Origin of the sequence: uncultured Jatrophihabitans sp., from assembly GCF_964244045.1 — a bacterium.
Classification (GTDB): Bacteria; Actinomycetota; Actinomycetes; order Mycobacteriales; family Jatrophihabitantaceae; genus Jatrophihabitans.
This window is the reverse complement of record NZ_CAXTHK010000014.1, coordinates 79,472-103,265: the sequence shown is the minus strand read 5'-3', so window position 1 is coordinate 103,265 and position 23,794 is coordinate 79,472. Positions and strand designations below refer to the sequence as shown.

20 protein-coding genes are annotated in these 23,794 nt (G+C 70.0%); 3 read left to right on the top strand and 17 right to left on the bottom strand.

From position 1 onward, the window contains the following. The 5 genes from gltB to ACFFC4_RS12400 all read right to left on the bottom strand — a co-directional run. On the bottom strand, nucleotides 1-3,058 hold a 3,058-nt coding region (gene gltB, locus ACFFC4_RS12420), incomplete at its 3' end, for a glutamate synthase large subunit (protein ID WP_375501256.1). Nucleotides 3,059-3,265: 207 nt separating this feature from the next. Next, entirely contained in the window at nucleotides 3,266-5,644 is a 2,379-nt protein-coding gene (locus ACFFC4_RS12415; protein ID WP_375501254.1) for a [protein-PII] uridylyltransferase, read from the bottom strand. 63 nt (nucleotides 5,645-5,707) lie between these two features. Beyond that, nucleotides 5,708-6,046: a P-II family nitrogen regulator gene (locus ACFFC4_RS12410; protein WP_375501252.1), complete on the bottom strand. Its 339-nt coding sequence runs from the start codon at nucleotides 6,044-6,046 to the stop codon at nucleotides 5,708-5,710. Continuing rightward, nucleotides 6,043-7,497 (bottom strand): ammonium transporter, encoded by a 1,455-nt coding sequence (locus ACFFC4_RS12405; RefSeq protein ID WP_375501250.1) that lies wholly within the window; start codon nucleotides 7,495-7,497, stop codon nucleotides 6,043-6,045. The genes ACFFC4_RS12410 and ACFFC4_RS12405 overlap by 4 nt, the downstream gene beginning before the upstream one ends. Nucleotides 7,498-7,685: 188 nt before the next feature. Beyond that, on the bottom strand, nucleotides 7,686-7,892 hold the full coding sequence (locus tag ACFFC4_RS12400) for a hypothetical protein (protein WP_375501248.1): 207 nt from the start codon (nucleotides 7,890-7,892) through the stop codon (nucleotides 7,686-7,688). Between the two features lie 41 nt (nucleotides 7,893-7,933). On the opposite strand from ACFFC4_RS12400, the gene ACFFC4_RS12395 reads away from it, so the two are divergent. Together ACFFC4_RS12395 and pepN are read left to right on the top strand one after the other, a co-directional pair. Beyond that, the gene (locus ACFFC4_RS12395) at nucleotides 7,934-8,143 is read left to right on the top strand and encodes a hypothetical protein (protein WP_375501246.1); all 210 of its coding nucleotides are present in this window, start codon (nucleotides 7,934-7,936) and stop codon (nucleotides 8,141-8,143) included. A gap of 22 nt (nucleotides 8,144-8,165) precedes the next feature. Beyond that, a complete protein-coding gene (gene pepN / locus ACFFC4_RS12390) occupies nucleotides 8,166-10,580 on the top strand; it encodes an aminopeptidase N (protein ID WP_375501244.1) in 2,415 nt (804 codons plus the stop codon). A gap of 98 nt (nucleotides 10,581-10,678) precedes the next feature. On the opposite strand, the gene ACFFC4_RS12385 is transcribed toward pepN, so the two are convergent. The 3 genes from ACFFC4_RS12385 to ftsY are packed head-to-tail and all read right to left on the bottom strand — an operon-like array spanning nucleotide 10,679 to nucleotide 14,065. Next, a complete protein-coding gene (locus ACFFC4_RS12385) occupies nucleotides 10,679-11,857 on the bottom strand; it encodes a glycine C-acetyltransferase (RefSeq protein WP_375501242.1) in 1,179 nt (392 codons plus the stop codon). A gap of 1 nt (nucleotide 11,858) precedes the next feature. Then, entirely contained in the window at nucleotides 11,859-12,887 is a 1,029-nt protein-coding gene (gene tdh, locus ACFFC4_RS12380) for an L-threonine 3-dehydrogenase (RefSeq protein ID WP_375501240.1), read from the bottom strand. Beyond that, entirely contained in the window at nucleotides 12,884-14,065 is a 1,182-nt protein-coding gene (ftsY, locus tag ACFFC4_RS12375; protein WP_375501238.1) for a signal recognition particle-docking protein FtsY, read from the bottom strand. The genes tdh and ftsY overlap by 4 nt, the downstream gene beginning before the upstream one ends. Before the next feature lie 89 nt (nucleotides 14,066-14,154). On the opposite strand from ftsY, the gene ACFFC4_RS12370 reads away from it, so the two are divergent. Beyond that, entirely contained in the window at nucleotides 14,155-14,745 is a 591-nt protein-coding gene (locus tag ACFFC4_RS12370) for a hypothetical protein (RefSeq protein ID WP_375501236.1), read from the top strand. A 9-nt stretch (nucleotides 14,746-14,754) separates the two neighbouring features. On the opposite strand, the gene ACFFC4_RS12365 is transcribed toward ACFFC4_RS12370, so the two are convergent. From ACFFC4_RS12365 to coaD, 9 genes are all read right to left on the bottom strand, one after another. Next, nucleotides 14,755-15,696 carry a L,D-transpeptidase gene (locus tag ACFFC4_RS12365; RefSeq protein ID WP_375501234.1) on the bottom strand — a complete coding sequence of 314 codons (942 nt, stop codon included), beginning with the start codon at nucleotides 15,694-15,696 and terminating at the stop codon, nucleotides 14,755-14,757. 127 nt (nucleotides 15,697-15,823) lie between these two features. Then, complete coding sequence (gene smc, locus ACFFC4_RS12360) at nucleotides 15,824-19,396, bottom strand: chromosome segregation protein SMC (protein WP_375501232.1); 3,573 nt, start codon at nucleotides 19,394-19,396, stop codon at nucleotides 15,824-15,826. Nucleotides 19,397-19,474: 78 nt separating this feature from the next. Next, nucleotides 19,475-19,672 carry a hypothetical protein gene (locus ACFFC4_RS12355; RefSeq protein ID WP_375501230.1) on the bottom strand — a complete coding sequence of 66 codons (198 nt, stop codon included), beginning with the start codon at nucleotides 19,670-19,672 and terminating at the stop codon, nucleotides 19,475-19,477. Between the two features lie 160 nt (nucleotides 19,673-19,832). Then, nucleotides 19,833-20,744, bottom strand: coding sequence for a bifunctional DNA-formamidopyrimidine glycosylase/DNA-(apurinic or apyrimidinic site) lyase (mutM, locus tag ACFFC4_RS12350; RefSeq protein WP_375501228.1), 912 nt, complete (start codon nucleotides 20,742-20,744; stop codon nucleotides 19,833-19,835). 60 nt (nucleotides 20,745-20,804) lie between these two features. Continuing rightward, nucleotides 20,805-21,530, bottom strand: a complete 726-nt coding sequence (rnc, locus tag ACFFC4_RS12345) for a ribonuclease III (protein ID WP_375501226.1) — start codon at nucleotides 21,528-21,530, stop codon at nucleotides 20,805-20,807. Between the two features lie 44 nt (nucleotides 21,531-21,574). Next, a complete protein-coding gene (gene rpmF / locus ACFFC4_RS12340) occupies nucleotides 21,575-21,754 on the bottom strand; it encodes a 50S ribosomal protein L32 (protein ID WP_375501224.1) in 180 nt (59 codons plus the stop codon). Between the two features lie 57 nt (nucleotides 21,755-21,811). Beyond that, nucleotides 21,812-22,423 carry a DUF177 domain-containing protein gene (locus ACFFC4_RS12335; protein ID WP_375501222.1) on the bottom strand — a complete coding sequence of 204 codons (612 nt, stop codon included), beginning with the start codon at nucleotides 22,421-22,423 and terminating at the stop codon, nucleotides 21,812-21,814. Nucleotides 22,424-22,523: 100 nt separating this feature from the next. Continuing rightward, nucleotides 22,524-23,282, bottom strand: a complete 759-nt coding sequence (locus tag ACFFC4_RS12330) for a hypothetical protein (protein ID WP_375501220.1) — start codon at nucleotides 23,280-23,282, stop codon at nucleotides 22,524-22,526. 19 nt (nucleotides 23,283-23,301) lie between these two features. Beyond that, nucleotides 23,302-23,781, bottom strand: coding sequence for a pantetheine-phosphate adenylyltransferase (gene coaD, locus ACFFC4_RS12325; RefSeq protein WP_375501266.1), 480 nt, complete (start codon nucleotides 23,779-23,781; stop codon nucleotides 23,302-23,304). Between the last annotated feature and the right edge of the window lie 13 nt (nucleotides 23,782-23,794).

Sequence of the window (23,794 nt, the reverse complement as noted above, 5' to 3'; positions counted from 1 at the left end):
TGAGCTGGGCGAGGTCCTCGATCGAGTAGATGTCGTGGTGCGGCGGCGGCGAGATGAGCCCGACTCCGGGCGTCGAGTGCCGCGTGCGCGCGATCCACGGATACACCTTGTAGCCGGGCAGCTGCCCACCCTCGCCGGGCTTCGCGCCCTGCGCCACCTTGATCTGGATGTCATCGGCGTTGACGAGGTAATGGCTGGTGACACCGAAACGACCGGACGCCACCTGCTTCACGGCCGAGCGCCGCAGATCGCCGTTCTCGTCGGCCGTGTAGCGTCGCGCGTCCTCGCCACCCTCGCCGCAGTTCGACCGTCCACCCAGTCGGTTCATCGCGATGGCGAGGGTCTCGTGCGCCTCGGCCGAAATCGAGCCGTAGCTCATCGCACCGGTGGCGAAGCGCTTGACGATCTCCGACACCGGCTCGACCTCGTCGATCGGTACCGCCGGGCGCAGGTCGGTGCGGAAGTCGAACAGCCCGCGCAGCGTGCCGCCCTCGCGGTTGAGCGCCTCGATCTTGTCGGTGTACTCCTGGAAGACCTCGTAGCGGCGCCCGCGGGTGGCGTGCTGCAGCAGGAAGACGGTCTCCGGGTTGAACAGGTGCAGCTCGCCCTCGCGTCGCCACTGGTACTCGCCGCCGATCTCGAGGCGGCGGTGCGCGCGAGACGTGGCGATCAGCGGGTAGGCGAGCGTGTGCCTCGCCTCGACCTCGTCGGCCAACGTGGCCAGGCCGATCCCCCCGAGCCGCGACGGCGTGCCGCCGAAGTACTCGTCGACGAGCGACTGGTCGAGACCGAACGCCTCGAAGACCTGCGCGCCGGTGTACGACGCGATCGTGGAGATGCCCATCTTCGACATCACCTTCAGCACGCCCTTGGACAGCGCCTTGACGTACTTCTGGATCGAGGCGGTGGCGTCGCCACCGGCGATCGCGCCGGTGGAGATCAAGTCGTCGATCGTCTCGAAGGCCAGGTAGGGGTTGACCGCCGCAGCGCCGTACCCGATGAGCAGCGCAACGTGGTGCACCTCGCGCGCCTCGCCGGTCTCGACGATCAGACCCACCTGGGTGCGCTGGCCGGTGCGGATCAGGTGCTGGTGTACGGCTGAGGTGAGCAGCAGCGACGGGATCGGCGCATGGTCGGGATCGCAATCGCGGTCGCTGAGGATGAGGATGCGTGCACCGGCCTCGACAGCGGCCGAGGCCTCGCGGCGCACGCGCTCGAGGGCGGCGGCCAGCGCCTCTCCCCCGCCGTGCACGCGGTACCGCCCGTCGATCAGCTGGCACTGGAAGCCGGGCATGTCGCCGTCGGCGTTGATGTGCCAGATCTTGGCGAGTTCCTCGTTGTCGAGCACCGGGCGGGGCAGCACGATCTGTCGACAGGACGCCGGGCCCGGATCGAGCAGGTTGCGTTCGGGCCCGATGCCGGCCGACAACGAGGTGACGAGCTCCTCGCGGATCGCGTCGAGTGGCGGGTTGGTGACCTGCGCGAACAGCTCGGTGAAGTAGTCGAAGAGCATTCGGGGGCGCTTCGACAACACCGCGAGCGGGGTGTCGGTGCCCATCGAACCGAGGGGTTCGACCCCACCAGCGGCCATCGGCGCGATGAGAACGCGCAGCTCCTCCTCGGTGTAGCCGAAGATCTGCTGGCGGCGGGTGATCGATTGGTGGGTGAAGACAACGTGCTCGCGCGGCGGCAGATCGGCCAGTTGCACAACGCCGGCGTGCAGCCACTCGTCATACGGGTGCTCGGCGGCGAGCTCGTTCTTGAACTCCTCATCGGAGCGGATGACGCCGAGTTCGGTGTCGACGAGGAACATCCGGCCAGGTTGCAGCCGACCTTTGGCCACGATGGTGGCCGGGTTGACGTCCAGGACGCCGGACTCGCTGCCCAGCACCACGAGGCCGTCTGACGTCTGCCACCAACGCCCCGGACGAAGTCCGTTGCGGTCGAGCACGGCGCCGATGACCGTGCCGTCGGTGAAGTTGACGCACGCCGGGCCGTCCCACGCCTCCATCACGCAGGAGTGGAACTCGTAGAACGCCCGCCGCTGCTCATCCATCTCGACGTTGTTCTCCCACGCCTCCGGGATCATCATCAGCACCGCGTGCGGCAGGCTGCGTCCCCCGAGGTGCAGCAGCTCGACAACCTCGTCGAAGGTGGCGGAGTCGCTCGCATCCGGCGTGCAGATCGGGAACAGCCGCTTGAGGTCTCCCGGGATGAGGTCGGACTCGAGCAGCGCCTCACGGGTGCGCATCCAGTTGCGGTTGCCTCGGATGGTGTTGATCTCGCCGTTGTGCGCGATGTAGCGGAACGGGTGGGCCAGCGGCCACGACGGGAACGTGTTGGTCGAGAATCGTGAGTGCACCAGGCCGATGGCGCTCTCGAAACGCGGGTCGGCCAGATCGGTGAAGACCTGCCCGAGCTGATCGGTGGTGACCATGCCCTTGTAGACGAGGGTGCGGGTGGACAAGGATGGGAAGTACAGCTCGAGCCGGTTCTCACGGACCTGCCGTTCGGCTACCTTCCGCAACGCGTAAGCGCGCCGTTCGAGCTCCATGCCGCGTTCGCCGTTCGCACCGGCGACGAACAGCTGGCGGAACTGCGGGATGACGCTGAGCGCGGTCGGGCCGAGCCCGTCGGTGACGACCGGAACCGGGCGCCAACCGAGGACGACGAGACCTTCGTCGGCGCTGACGGTCTCGACGATCTCGACGACGCTGGATGCCTGCTCGTCGTCAACGGGCAGGAAGGCGATGCCGACGGCGTACTCGCCGCGGGACGGCAGCTCGAAGTCCACGACCGCACGCAGGAATCGGTCGGGGACCTGGACGGTGAGCCCGGCCCCGTCGCCCGAGGACGTCTCCGCGCCGGCGGCGCCCCGGTGGTCGAGGTTGTGCAGCGCGGTCAGCGCCTGCGACACGATGCGGTGACTGGCCCGACCGTGCAGGTCGGTCACGAACGCAACGCCGCAGGCGTCGTGCTCGAAGGCCGGGTCGTACAGGCTCTGGCCAGGTCGTGCGGCCGGCACGGCCGAGAACGGGCGGGTCAGCTCGCCGGTCATGCGAAGACGCAGTCGGAGCGCGACGTTTGGGCATGGCCTTCGGCGGCCGAAGCGAAGCGAAGGGCGGTCATCAGCGATCCTGTCCGGGTCGGGGACTGGGGTGGGACAGCGTCGGCCCGTACAGCGCCGTTCACGTTACCGTCACGTTTCGCTCGAACCGCAATGGTATTCGTGTGACGTAGTCGCTTCCCGGCCGATCGAGCGGAGTCAGGTGTCCCAGGCCCGGCTGAGCTGATCTTCGAGCACCGGGCGGTGCTCGGGATCGATGAGCTTGCCGTCGCGATCGGTGACGTAGAACGCGTCGACGACCACCCCGGCCACCGACGACACCCGGGCCGAGCGCACGTCCAGGCCGGCCGCCTCGAGGGCACGGGTGATGCGGAAGAGCAGGCCGATCTCGTCCTCGCCGCGGAACTCGACCACCGTGGCGTCGGCCGAGTCGTCGAACCAGTGGACGGTCATCCGCAACGGCGTGCCCGCGGGCCGGCGGGAGTAGGTCTGCGCCTTGTCGCGCAACTTCTCGGCCAGGCCCAGCTCGCCCTCCAGCGCTCGGGCGAGGTCGTTGCGCACCAGCACCGCCTCGGGCATCACACCGAAGCGCGGCGCGACGACGAAGCGGTTGACGGCCATCCCGGCGTGCGTGCAGATCGACGCCTCGCGGATGTCGAGCGAATGCAGTGCCAGCACGCCGGCCGTTCGGTACAGCGCGCCGGCGTGGTCCGGAGTGGCCACCACCACCTCGTTGGGGCGCAGGACCACGGCCAATTGCCCGGCGTCGGCGAGCGCGCGCCGCTCGTCGTCCAGCGGAGTGGGTGCGACTTCCCGGCTGCCGCCGATGGAATCGCGGACCCGGCGGACGAGGTCGGCGACGAGCCGGCCCTTCCAGTCGCTCCATGCCGCGGGGCCGGTGGCCTTGGCGTCGGCGACGCTCAGCGCATGCAGGGCTTCGAGCAGTTCGACGGACCCGTTGACGAGGTCGCGCACGATGTCGATCGTCATCGGGTCGTCGAGATCACGACGGGTGGCGGTGTTGGGCAGCAGCAGGTGGTGGTGCGTCAGTTCCTCGATGATTCGGACGTCCGCCGGCTGGAAACCCATCCGCTCTGCGATCCGGCGGGCGATCTTCGCGCCCTTGATCGAATGGTCGCCGCCCGGGTCCCCCTTGCCGATGTCGTGCAGCAGTGCACCGACGAGCAGCAGGTCGCGCCGGTCGACCTCGCGGTCGTCGGCGGCCGCGGCTGCAGCCGTCTCGAGCAGGTGCCGGTCGACGGTGAAGCGGTGGACGGGGTTGTGCTGGGCGCGGCAGCGCACGGTGTCCCATTCCGGGATCAGGGCGGTCAGCAGCCCGACCTGGTCGAGGGATTCGAGGACCGCGATCGCGGGTGCGCCGGCGCCCAGAACCGCCAGGAAATCAGTGCGCACGGCCTCGGACCACGGGATCGGAGCGGGCGCCGACTCGCTGACCAGCCGCTCCAGGGCGAACGGAGCGATCGGCAGGTCGTGCTCGGCAGCCACCCGGGCCATGCGGGTGACGAGCCCCGGGTCGGCCCACGGGTCGGCATCACGGGCGAGCACGATCTCGCCGTTGTGCGACACCACGTCCTTCGCCAACCCCACCCGCTCGACGAGCGAACGCGAGCCGAACAGCCGACGGCGTGGCGTTCGTACTTGCTGGCTCGCCACCCGACGCCAGGCAACGTCGAGCTCGTGGGCAATGCTGCGCGCGGCCTCGTTCACCCGGCGCAGTAGCAGGTCGCGCGGCTCATCCGGATCGTTGTGCTTGGCGACGAAGCCGCACGCCGCGGCCACCCCGTCGTGCTCCTGCTGGCGCAGCACGTCGTCGGCTCGGCCGGTCAGGCGTTGCAGCTCGCCGCGCACGTCGAGCAGCAGCGGGTAGGCCTCGCGCACCCAGACCGGGTAGTCGACGAGTTGGGCCGCGGCGAGGGCATGCAGCGATTGAGCGTCACGCAACCCGCCGCGGGAGTCCTTGAGGTTCGGTTCGAGCAGGAACGCCGCCTCGCCGGCAATGTCCCACCGGGTCCGGGAGATCTCGCGCATCTCGCCCAGGCGCCTGACCGCGGTGGATCGCCAGGCGTCCAGGATGTTGCCCCGCACCCGGCCGGTCAGTCCGGCGTCGCCGGCGAGGTGGCGGATGTCGAGCAGGCCCAGCAGCGCCTTGAGGTCGTCCTTCGCCACGGCCAGCGCCTGGTCGGGTGTGCGGACCGAGTGGTCGAGGCTGACGCCGCTGTCCCAGATCGGGTACCAGATCGCGTCGGCGATGGCGGTCAGCCCGTCGACCTTGCCCTCGTGCAGCAGCACGAGGTCGAGATCCGAGTACGGCGCAGGCTCGCGCCGGCCGAGCCCCCCAACGGCCACGAGGGCGACGCTGGAGGCCTGGCGGTCGTGTCCGGCGAAGAGGTGTTGCAGCCAGGAGTCGTACGCGGCCGAGAGCTCGGTGCGCAAAGGTGCACCGACGAGTCCGGGCCGGCGTAGGACGCCGGCCCGGACCTCGCTCAGTGACACGACCTCACTTCGTTCGGTCGGCAGAGCCTGCACCTTTCGCTTCGCTCCGCAAGCGTCGCTCACGCTCACTTCGTTCGGTCGGCAGAGCCTGCACCTTTCGCTTCGCTCCGCAAGCGTCGCTCACGATCAGATGGCGTCGGCGTCCCGTTCGCCCGTCCGGACTCGCACCAGCGACTCGATGTGCGTCACCCACACCTTGCCGTCGCCGATCTTGCCCGTACGCGCGGCCTCGACGATCGCGGCCACCAGCTTGTCGACGTCGCCGTCGGAGCAGATGACCTCGACGCGCACCTTCGGCACGAAGTCGACCGTGTACTCCGCACCGCGGTAGACCTCGGTGTGGCCGCGTTGGCGGCCGAAGCCCTGGACCTCGCTGACGGTGAGACCCTGCACCCCGAGCACCTCGAGGGCGGCCTTGACGTCGTCGACCTTGAACGGCTTCAGGACTGCGGTGATCTGCTTCATGCGTGCACTCCCTCCTGCGTGGACAGGGCTGACCCGAAGTGACCCGAGGTGCCGACGCCGCCCCAATCGTAGGCGGACTCACCGTGCATCGCGGTGTCGAGACCCTCGTCCTCCCACTCCTCGGGAACGCGGTTCTTGACGACCAGGTTGATCACCGAGGCGATGATGATCGTGCCGACGAAGGAGTAGATCGTGACGGCACCAGCGGCGAGGAACTGGTGCATGAGCAGGTTCCAGCCACCGAAGTGGCCACCGCCACCGTAGAAGATGCCGTCGTTGCCGAACGAGTTCGCGGTCTTGGAGGAGAAGAAGCCCACGCTCAGCGTGCCGATCCACCCGCCGACGAAGTGCACGCCGACGACGTCGAGCGAGTCGTCGTACCCGAACCGGGTCTTCAGGCTCACGGCGAAGGCGCAGACGAAGCCGGCGATGAAGCCGATGAAGATCGAGCCCATCGGCGTTACCCAGCCCGCGCATGGCGTGATGGCGACGAGGCCGGCCACGGCACCGGACGCGGCGCCCAGCGCGGTGGACTTGCCGTAACGCAGCTTCTCGGCCAGCAGCCAGCCCAGCAGCGCGGTAGCAGTGGCGGTGTTGGTGTTGACCCACGCCACGCTTGCGACACTGTCGGCCGCGAGCTCGGAGCCGGCGTTGAAGCCGAACCAGCCGAACCACAGCAGGCCCGCGCCGAGCAGCACGAACGGAATGTTGTGCCCACGCATCTGCTCACGCGGCCAGCCCTTGCGCTTGCCGAGCACGAAGGCCATGGCCAGGCCTGCGGCACCGGCGTTGATGTGCACGACAGTTCCGCCCGCGAAGTCCTGGGCGAAGAAGTGGCCGCTCGGCCCGATCAGCGAGCGGTTCAGGAAGCCGTAGCCGTCGAACACCCAGTGGGCCACCGGCGCGTAGATGACGATCGACCAGATGGTCACGAAGGCCACGAACGGGCCGAAGCGCCAGCGGTCCGCGGTCGAGCCGGTGATCAGCGCGGGCGTGATGATGGCGAACGTCAGCTGGAACGCGACGAGGCACATCGTCGGGATGACCTGCGCCGAACCGAGCGCAGGTATCGCGTCCGCACTGTTGCGCAGGAAGAAGAAGTGCGTGTCGCCGAGGTACTTCCCGGTGCCGCCGAAGCCCCAGCTGAAGCCGATGCAGATCCAGGTGACGCTGACGATCCCGATGCAGGCGAAGTTCTGCATCAGCATCGTGAGCGCGTGCTTGGCGCGCACCATGCCGCCGTAGAAGAACGCGAGGGCCGGGGTCATCAGCAGCACGAGTGCCGACGACGTCAGGATCCAAGCCGTGGCACCGCTGTCGGCCGCCGGCAGGCCGGGGCAGGCGGCGCCGGCGCTGTCGGTCTTGCCGAAGGGCAGGTAGGCCCCGAACTTGGCGGGATCGGGACACCCGCCCGCGGCCAGGGCCTGATGTAGGGCTAGCAATTGCGACACGAGCTTCCCCTCATTCGTCGAGTCAGGATCCAGCGCAGGCGGCGGCAGCCCGCGGCGGGACGATCGGTGGAACCCTCATCGGACGATGTTTCCGAACGGGGCATGCGTTGTTTCACGCACGTTAACCGGGCCGGTGTGACCTGATCGCCACCCGCGGTTGCAGAATTCTCGGAACCGCGCTGTCGGGATCAGGCCGGTCGGCAGACGATCCAGATCGCCTCGACGGCGCCGCCGGCGATGTCGTACCCGACCCGTTCGACGATGTGCGGCGTTCGCTTGATCCGCACGTTCTCCCCCACCCGCGGGACGAACTCAGGACGGGAGAGCACGGCGATCTCCTGGTTGTCGGCGTCGATGAAAGTCAGCCGGACGGGATCGCGCCAGAACGAGGCCACATCGGCGATGCTGCCATGGCAGGCGGGTAGCGTGTTCCTCCATGGTCAACGTCTGGTACGAGTACCGCACCGCGTGGTCGGCCTACCCTTGGCTTCTCGCTTACGCGATCGTCGTCGTGGCCGTGTTCGTGGCCGCGGTGGTCGGAACCTTCATCGGCGGCCCGCTGGCCATCCTGTTCATCCCCAGCCTTGCCGGGGCGTACGTCCACCACTTGATGGTCATGAAGCGACTCGAGCGCGACGCCGCCTGATCGTGTGTGTGCTGACGGTGCCATGCCGGGCCTGACTCAGGTCGAGGCCGAGGCCAGGTCGCAGGCGATCCGGGTCGTCGACTACCGCCTCGCACTGGATCTCCGCGGGTCGGAGCACTTCGCGTCGACGACGCGGGTCCGGTTCACCGCCGCGGACAACGGACACACCTGGATCGACGTCCGCCCGCACACCCTGGTTGCCGCCCGGCTCAACGGCCGCGACGTAGCCCCGGCTCTCGACGCGGGCTCCGGGCGGTTGACGTTCGATGCTGATGCCGGTGAGAACGAGCTCGTCGTCGAATCGTTGATGGCCTACTCCAGCGACGGCGAGGGTTTGCACCGGCACGTCGACCCGGCCGACGGCCGTACGTACCTCTACGCCATGTCGTTCCTCGATGCGGCCCCGCGGTGGTTCGCCTGCTTCGACCAGCCCGACCTCAAGGCGCCGGTGGCCCTCGATGTCCGGTGTCCGGCTGGCTGGCGCGTGGCGGCGAACGGGCCGGCGACCGAGATCACGCCGGGTCACTGGCAGACCGCCGCGACCGGACCGCTCGCCACGTACTTGACGACGCTGATCGCTGGTCCGTACCACGAGGTACGGGACTCGCACGAAGGCATTGCGCTGGTGCTGCATGTGCGGCAGTCGCTGGCCGAGCATCTCGACCGCCAGGCCCACGATCTGTTCGCGCACACCCGGCACTGCTTCGACGAGCTCAACGGGTTGTTCGGCGTTCGCTACCCGTGGGGCGAGTACCACCAGGCCTTCGTGCCCGACTTCAACGCCGGTGCGATGGAGAACCCGGGTTGCGTGACGTTCCGCGACCAGATGATCTTTCGCTCCCGCGCGACCGACGCCGAGCTCGCCGACCGCGCGGTCACCATCGCGCACGAAATGGCCCATATGTGGTTCGGCGACCTCGTCACCATGCGCTGGTGGGACGACCTGTGGCTCAACGAGTCCTTCGCCGAATACCTGGGTCACCGGGTCTGCGGCGAGCACAGCTGGCCCGCCTTCGGCATCGAACGCAAGTCCTGGGGGTACGCCGCCGACCGCCGCCCGTCGACGCACCCGGTCGCCGGCAATGCCGCGGCCGACACCGCACAGGCCCTGGCCGCCTTCGACGGGATCTCCTACGCCAAGGGCGCAGCGGTGCTGCGTCAGCTGGCCGCGCGGCTGGGCGACGAGCTGTTCCTCGCCGGACTGCGCGACTACGTGACCTCTTACGCCAATGGCAACGCCTCCTTCCGCGACCTGATCGCGGCCTGGAACGCGGCCGGCGCTACCGACCTCGACGCCTGGGCCGACGCGTGGTTGCGGACGTCCGGGCTGGACACGCTCGCCATAGACGGCACCGCGATCGTGCGTTCGTCGAGCGACCGGTCGCGACGCCCGCATGCCATTGCGTGCGCCCGCTACGACCCGGCGGGCCGAGAGCTGGAACGCGTTGACGTCGTCATCGACGCCGACCGCGTGCCGCCGCCGTTCGAGCCGGACGGCGCGCTCGTGCTGCTCGACCCCGCAGACCGTACCTGGGCGAAGATCGCGGTGCCCGATTGGTCGCTGCTGCCCACGGTGGACGACCCGTCGGCACGGGTCGTGCTCTGGAACGCGCTGCAGCTGGACGTGGCCGACAACGACGTGGCGCCCACCGACGCGCTCGACCTGGTGTGCGCCGCCGTCGGCCCCGAGCCCGACGCCGTGCTCGCCCGGGTGGGCCGGTGGGCGCTGCGGACCGCCGGCACGTGCTTGGCGCCGTCCGGTCGCAACGCCGCCCTCGCCCGGCTGGGCGAGACGTTCGGCGCGATCGTGGCTGCGGCCGAACCGGCATCAGCCCGACAGCTCGCCGCCTTCCGGCTCGGCGCCGCCGTGGAGTCGTCCGCTGACACGCTGCGTGGCTGGCTCCCCGACGAACGCCTCCCCGAGGGTCTGCAGATCGACGCCGAGCTCCGTTGGTCGCTGCTGTCACAACTCGCCGTGCTGGGCGCGCTGTCGGAGGCCGAGCTGCAGGCCGCGCACGAGGCCGACCAGACGTCCGCCGGCGCCACCCGAGTCGCGTTCTGCCGGGCGGCGACGCCGACGGTCGAGGCCAAGGCCACCGCCTGGCACCGGCTGACGGCCGACTCGGACGCGTCGAACTACGAGCTGTACGCCCTGGCCGAGGGTTTCTGGCCGCCCGCGCAGGCCGAGCTCACCGCGCCCTACGTCGCCCGCTACTTCACCGACATCCTGCCCGCGGCGGCCCTGCGCTCGGGCTTCGTCGTCGAGCGGTTGGCTGCCCTGCTCTACCCGTGGAGCGCGGTCACCGACGGCACCTGGGCCGCGACGCAGCAACTGCTCGCCCGGGACGACCTGCCCGCCGGCGTGCGCCGCGCCGTCGTCGACGCCGGTGACGACCTGCGCCGCGCGCTCGAGTCGCGCCACCGCCACCCGGGCTGATCGAATGCGCGTCGCCCAGGCGCTTGTCCGTCGAGATGGTCGTGATTCGATGCCGGATCACAACCATCTCGACGGACAAGCGCAGGCTGGGGGCGACGTCAAACGGCTGCGGCCCTGGCGGCGACGAACGCGGCCACGCAGGCCTCGACGTCTTCAGCGGAGTGCGCGGCGGACAGCTGCACGCGGATCCGCGCCTTGCCCTGCGGGACGACGGGGTAGCTGAACGCGATCACGTAGACACCGTGCTCGAGCATCGCGTCGGCGACGCGCCCGGCCACCGCGGCGTCGCCGAACATGACGGGCACGATGGCGTGCTCGCCGGGCAGCAGATCGAAACCGGCGTCCGTCATCAGCCGCCGGAACAGGGCGGCGTTGTCGCGCAGGTGCTCGCGCAGTTGGGCGCCATGCGCAACTTGCGCCAGCGCCGCCCGCGAACCGGCCACCACCGACGGCGCAACGGCGTTGCTGAACAGGTACGGCCGCGCGCGCTGGCGTAACAGCTCGACGATCTCGGCGCGGGCGCTGACATAACCGCCCGACGCCCCGCCGAGCGCCTTGCCCAACGTGCCGGTGTTGATGTCGACGCGGTCCTGCACGCCGAACAGGTCGGGCGTACCGCCGCCGTTCGGGCCGATGAACCCGACCGCGTGCGAGTCGTCGACCATCACCAGCGCGTCGTAGCGCTCGGCGAGGTCGCAGATCTCCGGCAGCGGCGCGAGGTAGCCGTCCATCGAGAAGACTCCGTCGGTGACGACGAGCCGCCGCCGCGCCCCGGAGGCGTCGGCGAGCTTGGCCTCGAGGTCGGTCATGTCACGGTTGCGGTACCGCGAACGCTGCGCCTTGCACAGCCGGATGCCGTCGATGACCGAGGCGTGGTTCAGCTCGTCGCTGATCACCGCGTCCCGCTCGTCGAGCAACACCTCGAACACCCCGCCGTTGGCGTCGAAGCACGACGAGAACAGGATCGTCGCCTCGGTGCCCAGCAACGTCGACAGCTCTCGCTCGAGGTCCGTGTGCTGGGTCTGCGTGCCGCAGATGAAGCGCACGCTGGCCATCCCGAAGCCCCACTCGTCGAGTGCGTCCTTCGCGGCGGCGACGACGTCGGGGTGGTCGGCGAGGCCGAGGTAGTTGTTGGCGCAGAAGTTCAGGACGTCCCGGCCCGCCGAGGTCACGCGGAAGCCTTGCGCGGAGTCCAGCGGCCGCTCGTGCTTGTAGAGCCCTGCCGCGCGGATCTCGTCCAGCGTCGCGGTCAGTTCGGCCTGCACTGCTCCGTACACGTCACACCGTCCAATCGAGTACGACCTTGCCGCACCGCCCGGCCCGGGCGGTGGCGAACCCCTCGGCCCAGTCGGCCGCGGCGAAGCGATGAGTGATCACGCCGTCGATGTTCAGACCCGAGCGCAGCAGCGCACTCATCGCGTACCAGGTCTCGAACATCTCACGGCCGTAGATGCCCTTGATGGTGATCATGTGGGTGACGACGCGGCCCCAGTCGATCTCGATCGGCGTGCTGGGCAGGCCGAGCATCGCCACCCGTCCGCCGTGGTTGAGGTTGGCGAGCACCTCGGGCAGTGCCGACGCGTGCCCGCTCATCTCGAGTGCGACGTCGAAGCCCTCGACCATGCCGAGCCGGTGCTGGGCATCGGCAACACGTTCCTGCGAGACGTCCAGCGCGAGGTCCACGCCCATCTCGCGGGCCAGCTCCAGGCGGTACGGCGAGACGTCGGTGACGACGACGAAGCGGGCCCCGACGTGCCGGCAGACCTGCGCGGCCATCAACCCGATCGGTCCCGCACCGGTGATCAGCACGTCCTCGCCCACGAGCGGGAACGACAGCGCGGTGTGCACAGCGTTGCCGAACGGGTCGAAGATCGCGCCGAGGTCCGGGTCGACCGGCGTCGTGTGGACCCACACGTTGGACTCGGGCAGCACGACATACTCGGCGAACGCGCCGTCGCGGTTGACCCCGATGGACGACGTGCGGATGCACAGGTGACGCCGGCCGGCCCGGCAGTTGCGGCAGGTGCCGCACACCACGTGACCCTCCCCCGACACGAGGTCACCGACTCGTACATCCCGAACGGCTGCACCGGTCTCGACGACCTCGCCGCAGAACTCGTGACCCGGGATCAGCGGGGCGTTCACCGCGCTAGCCGCCCAGTCGTCCCACGCCTCGATGTGCAGGTCGGTGCCGCAGATGCCCGTGCGCAGCACCCGGACCTTGACGTCGCCCGGGCCGGTCGTCGGCTCGGGGCGCTCGGTGAGCTCGAAGCCTGCCTCGCTGCGCGGCTTGAAGAGCGCTCTCACACCGTCTCCGCGTCACCCAGCAACGCGTCGACGAAGCTCTCCGGCTCGAAGGGGGCGAGGTCGTCGGCACCCTCGCCCAGGCCGACCAGCTTGACGGGGACGCCCAGCTCGCGCTGGACGCTGATGACGATGCCGCCCTTGGCGGTGCCGTCGAGCTTGGTCAGCACGATGCCGGTGACATTGACGACCTCGGTGAACACCCGCGCTTGCACGAGGCCGTTCTGTCCGGTGGTGGCGTCGAGCACGAGCAGGGTCTCGTCGATGGGGCCCTGCTTCTCGACCACCCGCTTGACCTTGCCGAGCTCGTCCATCAGCCCGACCTTGGTGTGCAGGCGGCCGGCGGTGTCGATCAGGACGGTGTCGACCTTGCGCTCGGTGCCCTGCTTGACGGCGTCGAACGCGACGCTGGCCGGGTCGCCGCCCTCGGGTCCGCGAACCGTCTCGGCCCCGACGCGCGAGCCCCACGTGGCGAGCTGGTCGGCGGCGGCGGCGCGGAAGGTGTCGGCAGCGCCGAGCAGCACCGTACGGCCGTCGGCGACCAGGATGCGGGCCAGCTTGCCGCAGGTGGTGGTCTTGCCGGTGCCGTTGACGCCGACGACCATCACCACGGCCGGGCGATCACCTGTCGGGGTGGAGTGCAGCGTGCGGTCGAGGTCGGGTTGCAGAGCTCGGACCAGTTCGTCGGCCAGCAGGGCCCGCAGCTCGCCCTGCGAGCGGGTGCCGAGCACCTTGGTGCGGGTGCGCAGGTTGTCGACGATCTCGGTGGTGGCGCCGATGCCGACGTCGGCGCTGAGCAGGGCCTCCTCGATCTCCTCCCACGCGTCCTCATCGAGCTTGTCGCGCGAGAGCACCGACAGCAGGCCACGGCCCAGCGTGGACTGCGAGCGAGCCAACCGGGAACGCAGCCGGGTAAGCCGGCCCGCGGTGGGCTCCGGGACGTCGAGGGCGGGCTCGGTGACGGCAAGATCGACCGCGTCGGCGTCGGTCTCGTCGTCCAGAACGACGGTGTCGGCCAGGTGCGCTCCACTGTGTGGCGGTGCACCGGCCACCTTCCCCGGCTCGGCCGTGGGCGGCAGCACCACGCGGCGTCCACGCGGGATAGCTCGGGGAATGACCAGGGCGGCGGTGACGAGCAGCGCCACCACGACGATCGCTATTGCGATAAGGACGTAGACCACCGATCCATCCTCGCACCGGCGAACAATGCTCGCCGCCTACTGCGATCCCCAGCGCCCGATCCCAGCAACCGCGGGCCACAATGGGCGCCATGTCGCATCCCCGGCCGCGCCCGTCACCCCGCAAGGCTGCACCGCCGGTCGCCGCACCTCCGGTGGCCGCCCCGCCGCCGATGGTTGCCCCGCCGCCGGTCCCTGCACCCCCGCCGGTCACTGCACCCCCGCCGGCGCCCCTGACAACCGGGGCGCACGACGTCGAGTACACCGAGCGTCTGGTCGTGCCCTCACAGCTCGCACTGGGCGTCGTCATCGCCGTCGCCGCGGCCGCCATCCTGCTCGCCCTCGGACTCTGGCCACTGGCGATCGTGGCCGTGCTGGTCGTTGCCGCCGTCGTGTATTACCTGAGCGCGCAGATCCTGACCGTCACCCCGACCCGCATCGCGATCGGGCAGGGCCGTGGCGACAACTCCCCGCACCTGGTCCAGGCCGGCGAGGTTATTGCAGCCGAGGTGGTCACCCTGACCTGGCCGCAGTGTTTCGGCCTCGGCCTCCCGGACACCGTCGACACCACGCGCTACACCGTCCGCGCCGGCCCGACCGTCAGCCTGACGATGCGCGACGGCGAGCTACTGCGTATCAGCGCTGCCGACCCGCAGGCCGTCCTGGACCACTTCGGCCGGTGAGCCGCCGGATCAGGTCGTGGAGACGAGCCCGCCGGTGAGCCAGCTGGACCAGTTGACGTTCCAGTCGCCGTAACCGGCGCCCAGGGTCATGGCCGGGCCGTTGGCATTCGGATAGATCACGACGTCGCCGATGCCCAGGAACCCGTACAGCTTCTGCGCGTCCGCTGGCAGCAGGTTGGTGCAACCGTTGGACGAGTCCCGGCCGTTGTCGATGTTCGAGATGTTCCACGGGGCCGAGTGCAGGTACTCGCCGCCGTACGTCAAACGCTGGGTGTACTTGACACCGCACTCGTAGTAACCCGGGCCGCGCATACAGATCGATCGGCCCTTCTCCATGATCACCTTCGTGCCGCGCGCGGTCGGCGTGTCCGAGGCACCGAGCGAGACCGGGAAGGTGCCGTATTCCTTGCCGTCATCGGTGACGGTCATCCGGTGCGTCGAGTCGTCGACAGTCGAAATGATCCGGTCGTGCGTGGTGAAGTCCAACGTCAGGCTGTCGTCATAGGACAGGCCGGTACCGGCCGACACACCCTTGGCGGGTATGCCCACGTGGATCTTGGAGTGTGCGGGCCAATAGTTCTCGAGGCGGAAGTGGCCCTCGATCGGGTAGCCCTTGTTCGCCGAGGAGTACTCGAAGTACCAGGCGCCCTTGGCAGGCTTGCCGTCGACCGTCACCGTCGTCGCGGCCTGCAGCGGCTTACCGTCCTTGATCTTCTTCGAGAAGAACGCGATGACCGGCATGCCCACGCCGTAGTCCGAGCCGTCGCTGTTCAGCAGCTTGATGTGGACGGGCTTGGTCGCCGGCTTGGTCGGCGAGGCCGACGTCGAGGGCGCCGCGACGCTGCCCGACCCAGTCGCGGACGTCGAGCCCGCGGCCGCCGTCGAGGGACCACCCGAACCGGAGTCGGACGACGAGCAGGCGCTGACCAGCAGGCCCGCCGCCAGCGTCACGGAAAGAACAGTGCGGCGCTGGGGAGTGAGCCGGAGGCGAATCGGTGAGAACACGGCCCCCACGGTAGGTGACGGGTCACGATCGCCCCAAACTCACTGGCATTTTTCACATCCAAGCAACCTGGCGCTACACCGCGTCGCGCAACCGCTGGCTGATCACCTGGGTGACGCCGTCGCCGCGCATGGTCACCCCGTAGAGCGCGTCGGCGATCTCCATCGTCCGCTTCTGGTGGGTGATCTGGATGATCTGGCTGCTCTCACGCAGCTCGTTGATCAGCCCGAGCAGGCGACCCAGGTTGGTGTCATCGAGGGCGGCCTCGATCTCGTCCAGGACGTAGAAGGGGCTGGGCCGGGCGCGAAAGATCGCGACCAGCAGGGCCACCGCCACCAACGAGCGTTCGCCGCCGGACAGCAGCGACAGCCGCTTGACCTTCTTGCCCGGCGGGCGGGCCTCGACATCGATGCCGGTGAGCAGCATGTCGTCGGGCTCGGTGAGGACGAGCCGGCCCTCGCCACCCGGGAAGAGGGTGGCGAAGACGATCTCGAACTCGCGGGCGACGTCGTGGTACGCGGCAGTGAACACCTCGAGGATGCGGTCGTCGACCTCCCGGACCACGGTGAGCAGGTCACGGCGGGTGGCCTTGAGGTCCTCGAGCTGGGTCGACAGGAACTGGTGACGTTCCTCCAGCGCGGCGAATTCCTCGAGGGCGAGCGGGTTGACCTTGCCGAGCAGCGCGAGGTCGCGCTCGGCCCGGGCGGCCCGCTTCTCCTGCACGGCGCGCTCGTAGGGCCCCGGCCGGGGAGCGACGACCTCCTCCCCGCGCTCGCGGGCCTGTTCGTACTCGGCGGTCTCGAGCGCGCTCGGTGGCGTTGGCTGGTCGGGCCCGTACTCGGCGACGAGCGCCTCGACCTCGACGCCGTATTCGTCGACGGCGCGCGTCTCGAGCTGCTCGATGCGCAGTCGCTGCTCGGCGCGCATGACCTCGTCGCGGTGCACCGCGTCGGTGAGCCGGGCGAGGTCCTCGACCTGCTGGCGCACGTCGGCACGGATGCGGGCGAGTTCGGTCTCGCGCTCGGCGCGGCTGCTCTGGACGCGATCCCGCTCGACGGCGGCGGCGGCCACCGACTCAGCGATGAGGGTGAGCACCCGCTGGGCGGCGTCACGAACCTCGCCGGCCACCGCCGCGCCGCGGGCACGGGCCTCGCGCGCCTCCTGCTGCCGGCGCCGGGCGGTGCGCTCGATGTCGGCGGCGCGCAGCAGCTGGTCGGCCCGCCCGGCGAGGGCGCGCACCCGCTCCTCGCCGGTGCGCACGCTGAGCCGGGCCTCCATCTCGGCCTGCCGGGCCTCCCCCACCTGCTGGGCCAGCGCATCGCGCTCGCTGGTGTCCGGCTCAGCGGGCTCGTCGGACGTGGATTCGGCCAGCGCCAGCCGTTCCTCCATCTCGGCCAGTCCGGACAGGTCGAGGTCGCGCGCCTCGTCGATCTTGGCCCTGGCCTCGTCCATGCGGGCTGCCTCGGCGCCGGCGGAACGGGCCGCCTGCCCGAGCTCGGCGAGCTGCTCGGCGACCGCCGACAGCGCGGCGTCGGACTGGTGCAGCGCCTCCAGGGCGGCCTCGACCTCGATGCGGCGCTGGGCGGACTCCTCGCGGGCGCCGGCCAGCTCGGCGTGCAGGCGCTCGTGCCGCGACGCAGCCTCGTCGGCCTTCTGACTCGCCTCGTCGACGGCCGCGGTGATCTCGATGGCCGACGGGCCGGACGACGAACCGCCCTGCACCCAGCCGGGCCCGTAGACATCTCCGTCGCGGGTCACGACCCGGCCGTGGTCGCCCGCAACCGATAACCCCGCCTCGATGTCATCGGCGATGACGACGCCGGCGAGCAGAGCTGCCAACGCACCCTCGAACCGCTCCGGCACGCTGACGACGCCGACAGCGAATTCGATGCCCGGGGGTAGGCCGACAGTCGGCACGGCGAGTGCCAGATCGACGCCACCGACGATGAAACCGGCCCGTCCGGCGTCCTCGGCCTTGAGATGTTCCACCCCCGCCCGTGCGTCGTCGAGGGAGTCGACAGCAATGGCGTCGGCGGCGGCCCCGAGGGCGGCGGCAACCGCAGCCTCGTAACCCGCCTCGACGGTCAGCATCCGCGCCAGGGCGCCTCGCACGCCGGTGAGGTGCGCGCTGTCGAGCAGCGACTGGGTGCCGTCCTTGCGGGTGAGGCCGACGACGAGCGCGTCGGCGCGCGCCGTCCACGTCGAGCGCTCCCGCTCGGCTTCGCGCTCGGCGGCGGCCAGCTCGCGTACCCGGGCCTCCACCGCCTCGTAGGCGGCGACGGCGTTCTCGTGGCGGGTGTCGAGGCCGAGCTCGCCGGCGTCCAGGGCACCGACCTCGGACTGCACCCGGTCGAGCTCGACCTCGGCCTGCTGGGCACGCTCACGGGCATCGGCCGCAGCGGCGGCGAGGCGCTGGCTCTCGTCCCGTCCGGCGACCGCGCGGGCCCGGGCGGCGTCGACCTGACCGGCGAGCTTGGCCATCCCTTCGCGTCGATCAGCGACGGCGCGGACGGCAGCGACCACTGCCCGCTCGGCCTCGGTCAGCCGTCGTTCGAGGCCCTGCCGGTCGGCGACCACTGCGGTGAGTTCCCCGTGCGCACGGTCGAGGTCGGCCTGCAACCGCGTTTCCTCCACGCGCACCTGGGACGCTTCAGCCTCCATCTCCGCCGGGTCGCGGCCGGAACGGATGTCCTCGAAGGGGGCAGCGAGGTGGCGAGCGCGCTCGGTCGCGAGCGAGGCGGTCCCACGCAGCCGCTCCTCGAGCGCCGACAGCCGGTACCAGGTCTCCTGCGCGCGAGCGAGCAACGGAGCGTCGGTGGCGAGCGCTACGTCGAGCTCGGCCTCGCGCTCACGCGCGGCGGCCAGCCCCGTCTCGACCTCGGTGCGGCGGGCCCGGATCGCGTCTTCGTCGGCAATCTCACGTGCGAGCTCGGTCCGCAGGGTCAGGACGTCGTCGGCCAGCAATCGCAGCCGGGAATCGCGCAGCTCGGCCTGCACGCCCTGCGCGCGGCGGGCGATCTCGGCCTGGCGCCCGAGCGGCTTGAGCTGGCGGCGCAGCTCGGCGGTGAGGTCGGTGACTCGGGTGAGGTTGGTCTGCATCGCGTCGAGCTTGCGCAGCGCCTTTTCCTTGCGCTTGCGGTGTTTGAGGACGCCGGCGGCCTCCTCGATGAAGCCGCGACGCTCCTCGGGGCGGGCCTGCAGCACGGCGTCGAGCTGGCCCTGCCCGACGATGACGTGCATCTCGCGGCCGATGCCGGAGTCCGACAGCAACTCCTGGATGTCCAGCAGTCGTGCGCTCTCGCCATTGATCTCGTACTCGCTGCTGCCCTCGCGGAACATCCTGCGGGTGATCGAGACCTCGGCGAAGTCGATCGGCAGTGCGCCGTCGTGGTTGTCGATCGTGAGCGTGACCTCGGCGCGGCCGAGGGGTGGACGTCCGGCGGTGCCGGCGAAGATGACGTCTTCCATCTTGCCGCCGCGTAGCGCCTTGGCGCCCTGCTCACCGAGCACCCAGGCTATGGCGTCGACGACGTTGCTCTTGCCCGAGCCGTTGGGACCGACGACGGCAGTGATGCCCGGCTCGAAACGGAGCGTCGTGGCCGAGGCGAAGGACTTGAAGCCCCGCAGCGTCAGCGACTTGAGATGCACGAAACTCCTGGGTCCGATCGAAACTGCCGACGAACCTACCCCTACCTCACCCGTGGGAGCGGGCGGGCGGCCGGGACCTCAGGCGAGGACCGGCTCGGCGGAGCCGGTGAGGTTGTGCAGCTCGAGATCACGAAGATCGAGATCACCGGTGTGCTCGGTTCGCAGCTCGGCGAGCTCGGCCTCGAGCTCGGCGACCCGGCGGCGAAGCCGGGTCACCTCGAAGGTGAGGATGTGCTCGTTCGACGTGCCGACGTGTCCCATCAAGGCGCGTGCCATGTTGGCGACCTTCCAATTCCCGAATGTGCCCGCCAGGCTCGCCTCATCGGCTGAGTGCCCGCGGATTGCTTTGCGTTGCGGTGACCGCAGCGGGAGGGTGTCGCAGAGCGCGCAGGCTCCCGTCGTGTCGTCTCATCGTCCCATCCCGTGGAACGTCGGGTCAACATGGACGCGCCGTGTGCGAGCTACGCGGCAGGCGTGGAGGCCGTTGACAGGTCGGGCAGAAGAAGCTCGACCGGTTCATGAAGCTCGCCCGGCGCACGGCGGTGCCGCACCGCGGACACGGTCGGCCCTCCTGCCCGTAGACGGCCAGTGACCGGTCGAAGTAGCCGCTCTGGCCGTTGACGTTGACGTACAGCGCGTCGAAGGAGGTGCCACCGGCCCGCAACGCAGCCCGCAGTACGTCGCGGATGTGGTCGAGCAGGTCAGCGACCGCGCCGCGGGTCATCCCGCGGGTGCGACGCTGACCGTGCAGCATCGCGCGCCACAGCGACTCGTCGGCGTAGATGTTGCCGATGCCCGAGATCAGGGTCTGGTCGAGCAGCGCCCGCTTGATCTCGGTGTTGCGGGCGCGCAGGCGCGCGGCGAACGCAGCGTCGTCGAACTGCGCGTCCAGCGGATCACGCGCGATGTGCGCGATCTGGGCCGGGACGTGCTCGGCCGGGCGGTCGGCGGCCGGAACAAGGAGATCGAGCAGCACTCCGCCGAAGGTGCGTTGGTCGACGAAGCGCAGTTCCGGACCCCCGTCGGTGAAGGTCGTGCGGATGTGCAGGTGCTTCTCCTGCGGGGCATCGGCGGGCTGGACGAGCAGCTGGCCGCTCATCCCGAGATGCCCGATCAGTGCTTCGCCCCGTGGCCCGTCGGCGTCGCCTAGCGGCAGCCACAGGTACTTGCCGCGCCGGGAAGCCCCGAGGACCGTCAGCCCGGGCAACCGCGCCTCGAGGTCGGTGCCGCCGCCCACGTGCCGGCGCACCGCGCGGGGATGGCGTACCTCCACCGCGGCGACGGTGCGGCCGGTGACCCACCGGTCGAGGCCCGCACGCACGGTCTCGACCTCGGGAAGCTCCGGCACGATTCAGGGGACGCAGGTCAGGGGACGCAGGTCAGGGGGACGCAGGTCAGGCGACGCAGGTCAGGGGCGCAACGCGTCGGTGCGCGCCGCGATGGCCCGCCAGGCAGTCTCGGCCGCGAGTTGCTCGGCTTCTTTCTTGCTGCGCCCGGTCGAGGGCGGAAACAGCTCCCCCGCGATGTGCGCCTGTGCCGTGAACGTCTTCTCGTGGTCGGGCCCGCTCGAGGACATGACGTACTCGGGGACGCCCAGGCCCTGCTCGGCGGTGAGCTCCTGCAGGCTCGTCTTCCAGTCCAGCCCGGCGCCGGCGGTTGCCGCGTCCGTGAGCAACCCGTCGAACAGGTCGTGAACAACCCTCGTGGCGACCTCGAGACCGAGATCGACGTAGATGCACCCCAGGACGGCCTCGAGGGTATCGGCCAGGATGCTCAGCTTGTCGCGCCCGCCGGTGCCCTCCTCGCCGCGGCCGAGCAACAGGTAGGCGCCCAGGCCGTCAGGGCCCACCGTGCGAGCAACTCCGGCAAGGGCGCGCATGTTGACCACCGAGGCACGCAGCTTGGCCAGCCGGCCCTCTGCGAGGTCCGGGTGCCCCCGGTACAGGGCGTCGGTGACGACGATGCCGAGAACCGCGTCACCCAGGAACTCGAGGCGCTCGTTGTGCGGCAACCCGCCGTGTTCGTAGGCGTACGAGCGGTGGGTCAGGGCACGGCGAAGCAACTCGGGGTCGAGTTCGACACCGAGGGCTTGTTCCAACCCGCGTTGCTCAGCGGGCGCAGGTAGCTCCGTCATGCCGTCCTTCGCACTGCGCGGTTCTCGCCCGGACAGGACGAACTTCAGACGGCGAGGACCTGCTTGCCGTCGTACTGACCGCAGTTGGCACACGCGGTGTGCGGCAGCTTCATCTCGCCGCAGGCGCGGTTCGGGCACACCACGAGCGTCGCCGGGGTCGTCTTCCACTGCGACCGGCGGGACCGGGTGTTGCTGCGCGACATCTTCCGCTTCGGAACGGCCATTGTCGGAACTCCTCTGTAAAGCGCACCTTCGGTGCGTGGTCAGGTGTTTATCACGCGCTACGAACCGTCGGCCACCGTGGGCGTCGATTCGGTGAAGGCGGGCAATGTTGCCAGCGCCGCCCAGCGGGGGTCGATCGTTTCATGAGCATGGTCGGGCGGCAGCTCGTCGAGCCGTTGCCCGCAGTCCGGACACAACCCGGCGCAGTCCGCCGCACACAGCGGGGTCCACGGCAGGTCCAGGACCACGGCGTCGCGGACCACCGGTTCGACGTCCAGCCGCTCGCCCTCGACCCGGTAGACCTCGTCGCGCTCGGTGGTCTCGTCGGTGGAGCTGGCCGCATAGGCGAACAGCTCGCAGACGTCGACGGTCAGCTCGTCGGTGATCGGGTCGAGACAGCGCGCGCACTGACCCGTCAACGGAGCCGAAACGGTGCCCGTGACCAGCACGCCCTCAGTGACCGATTCGAGCCGCAGATCCAGATCGAGCTCGGCGCCGGCCGGCACCCAGATCACGTCGAGCCCGAAGGTCTCTTTCGCCGTGACCTGGCGCCGGTACTCGCGCAATGCTCCTGGCTGGCGGCCGAGTTCGCGCAGGTCGAAGACGAACGGGCTGCGCGGCTTGGTCGTGAGGGCCTCGCGCGGCGTTCGTGATTTCGGCGTCTGCGGCATAGCTGGTGGTCTCGTATCAACTGGTGGAATCAAGCAAAACGGGCCAGAACGCCGTCGTGGCGTCGTTCGGGCCGTTGTCCAGCCTAACCGAGCGGCGCACCTAGGCCGAAATCGACGACCAACCGTCGTCGTCACGGGAAGCCTCCACGTTCTCGACCGGGCGTTGGTCGAGCGGGCCGGTCGACGTCCACGCGGTGGCCCGTCGCTGGGCAAGCGCCGTCCGGCCCTGCTCCGCGGTCTGGGCCGAGCGGTGCAGCACCGCAGCCAGGTCGTCCAGCGTGCGCTCGGCGTAGTTCTCGGCGTCGGTGGTGAGCTTGATGGCGTAGCGCTCGGCCTCCGAGCGGGCCTGCTTGGCGTAGGCGTCGGCATCGGTACGCACGCGCTGGTCGTAGTGCTGGGCCTCACCGGTGATCTGGCGCTGATAGGCCTCGGCGTCCTCGCGCAGCGCGCTGGCCGCCTGTGCCGCGCCCTGGTGCACAGCGGTGGCCGAGATGAGGCGGGCGTGCTCGTCCCGCGCCGCGGCGCGGACGGTCTCGCTCTGCTGACCGGCGGCGGCGAGCAGGGTCTCGGCCTGGTGTCCGGCGTCGGCCAGGATCGTGTCGGCCTCGGCGACGGCCCGTTCGCGGGTGGCGGCGGCCTGCTCGTGGGCATCACGCATGACCTGGTCGCGGCGGGCGATCAAGGTGCGGGCCTGATCCATCTCCGGCGGCAGCACCTCGCGCAGCTCGTCCAGCTGGTCGAGCACGCGCTCGCGCGGCACCACGCAGGACGCCGACATCGGCAGGGCCCGGGCGGTCTCGATGAGCTCGATCAACTCAGAGAGCAGCTCGTCCACCCGGCGCAGTGATTCGTCGGACATGGCGACCTCCAGTCGATGCTCAGCCTGCGGAGGTGCGCTCCTTCAGGCGGGTGAAGACGTCGGGCGGGACGAGCGAGCTGACGTCGCCGCCCCACTTGGCGATCTCCTTCACCAGGCTAGAGGCAAGGAAGCTGTATTCCGGGTTGGTCGGCATGAACAGCGTGTCGATGCCGGCCAGGCCGCGGTTCATTTGGGCCATCTGCAGCTCATAGTCGAAGTCGCTGACCGCACGCAGGCCTTTGACGATCACCGGGATCTCGTGGGCGCGGCAGTAGTCGACGACCAGTCCCTCGAAGGTGTCGATGGCCACGTTGCCGTAGTGACGGGTCTCGTCCTGCAGCATCTCGCGCCGCTCGTCGACGGTGAACATGCTGGACTTCGACTGGTTGACGAAGACCGCGACGACGACCTCGTCATAGAGAGCGGCGGCCCGGCCGATGATGTCGAGGTGCCCGTTCGTGACGGGGTCGAAAGACCCGGGGCACAGCGCACGGCGCACCTTGGGGATGACG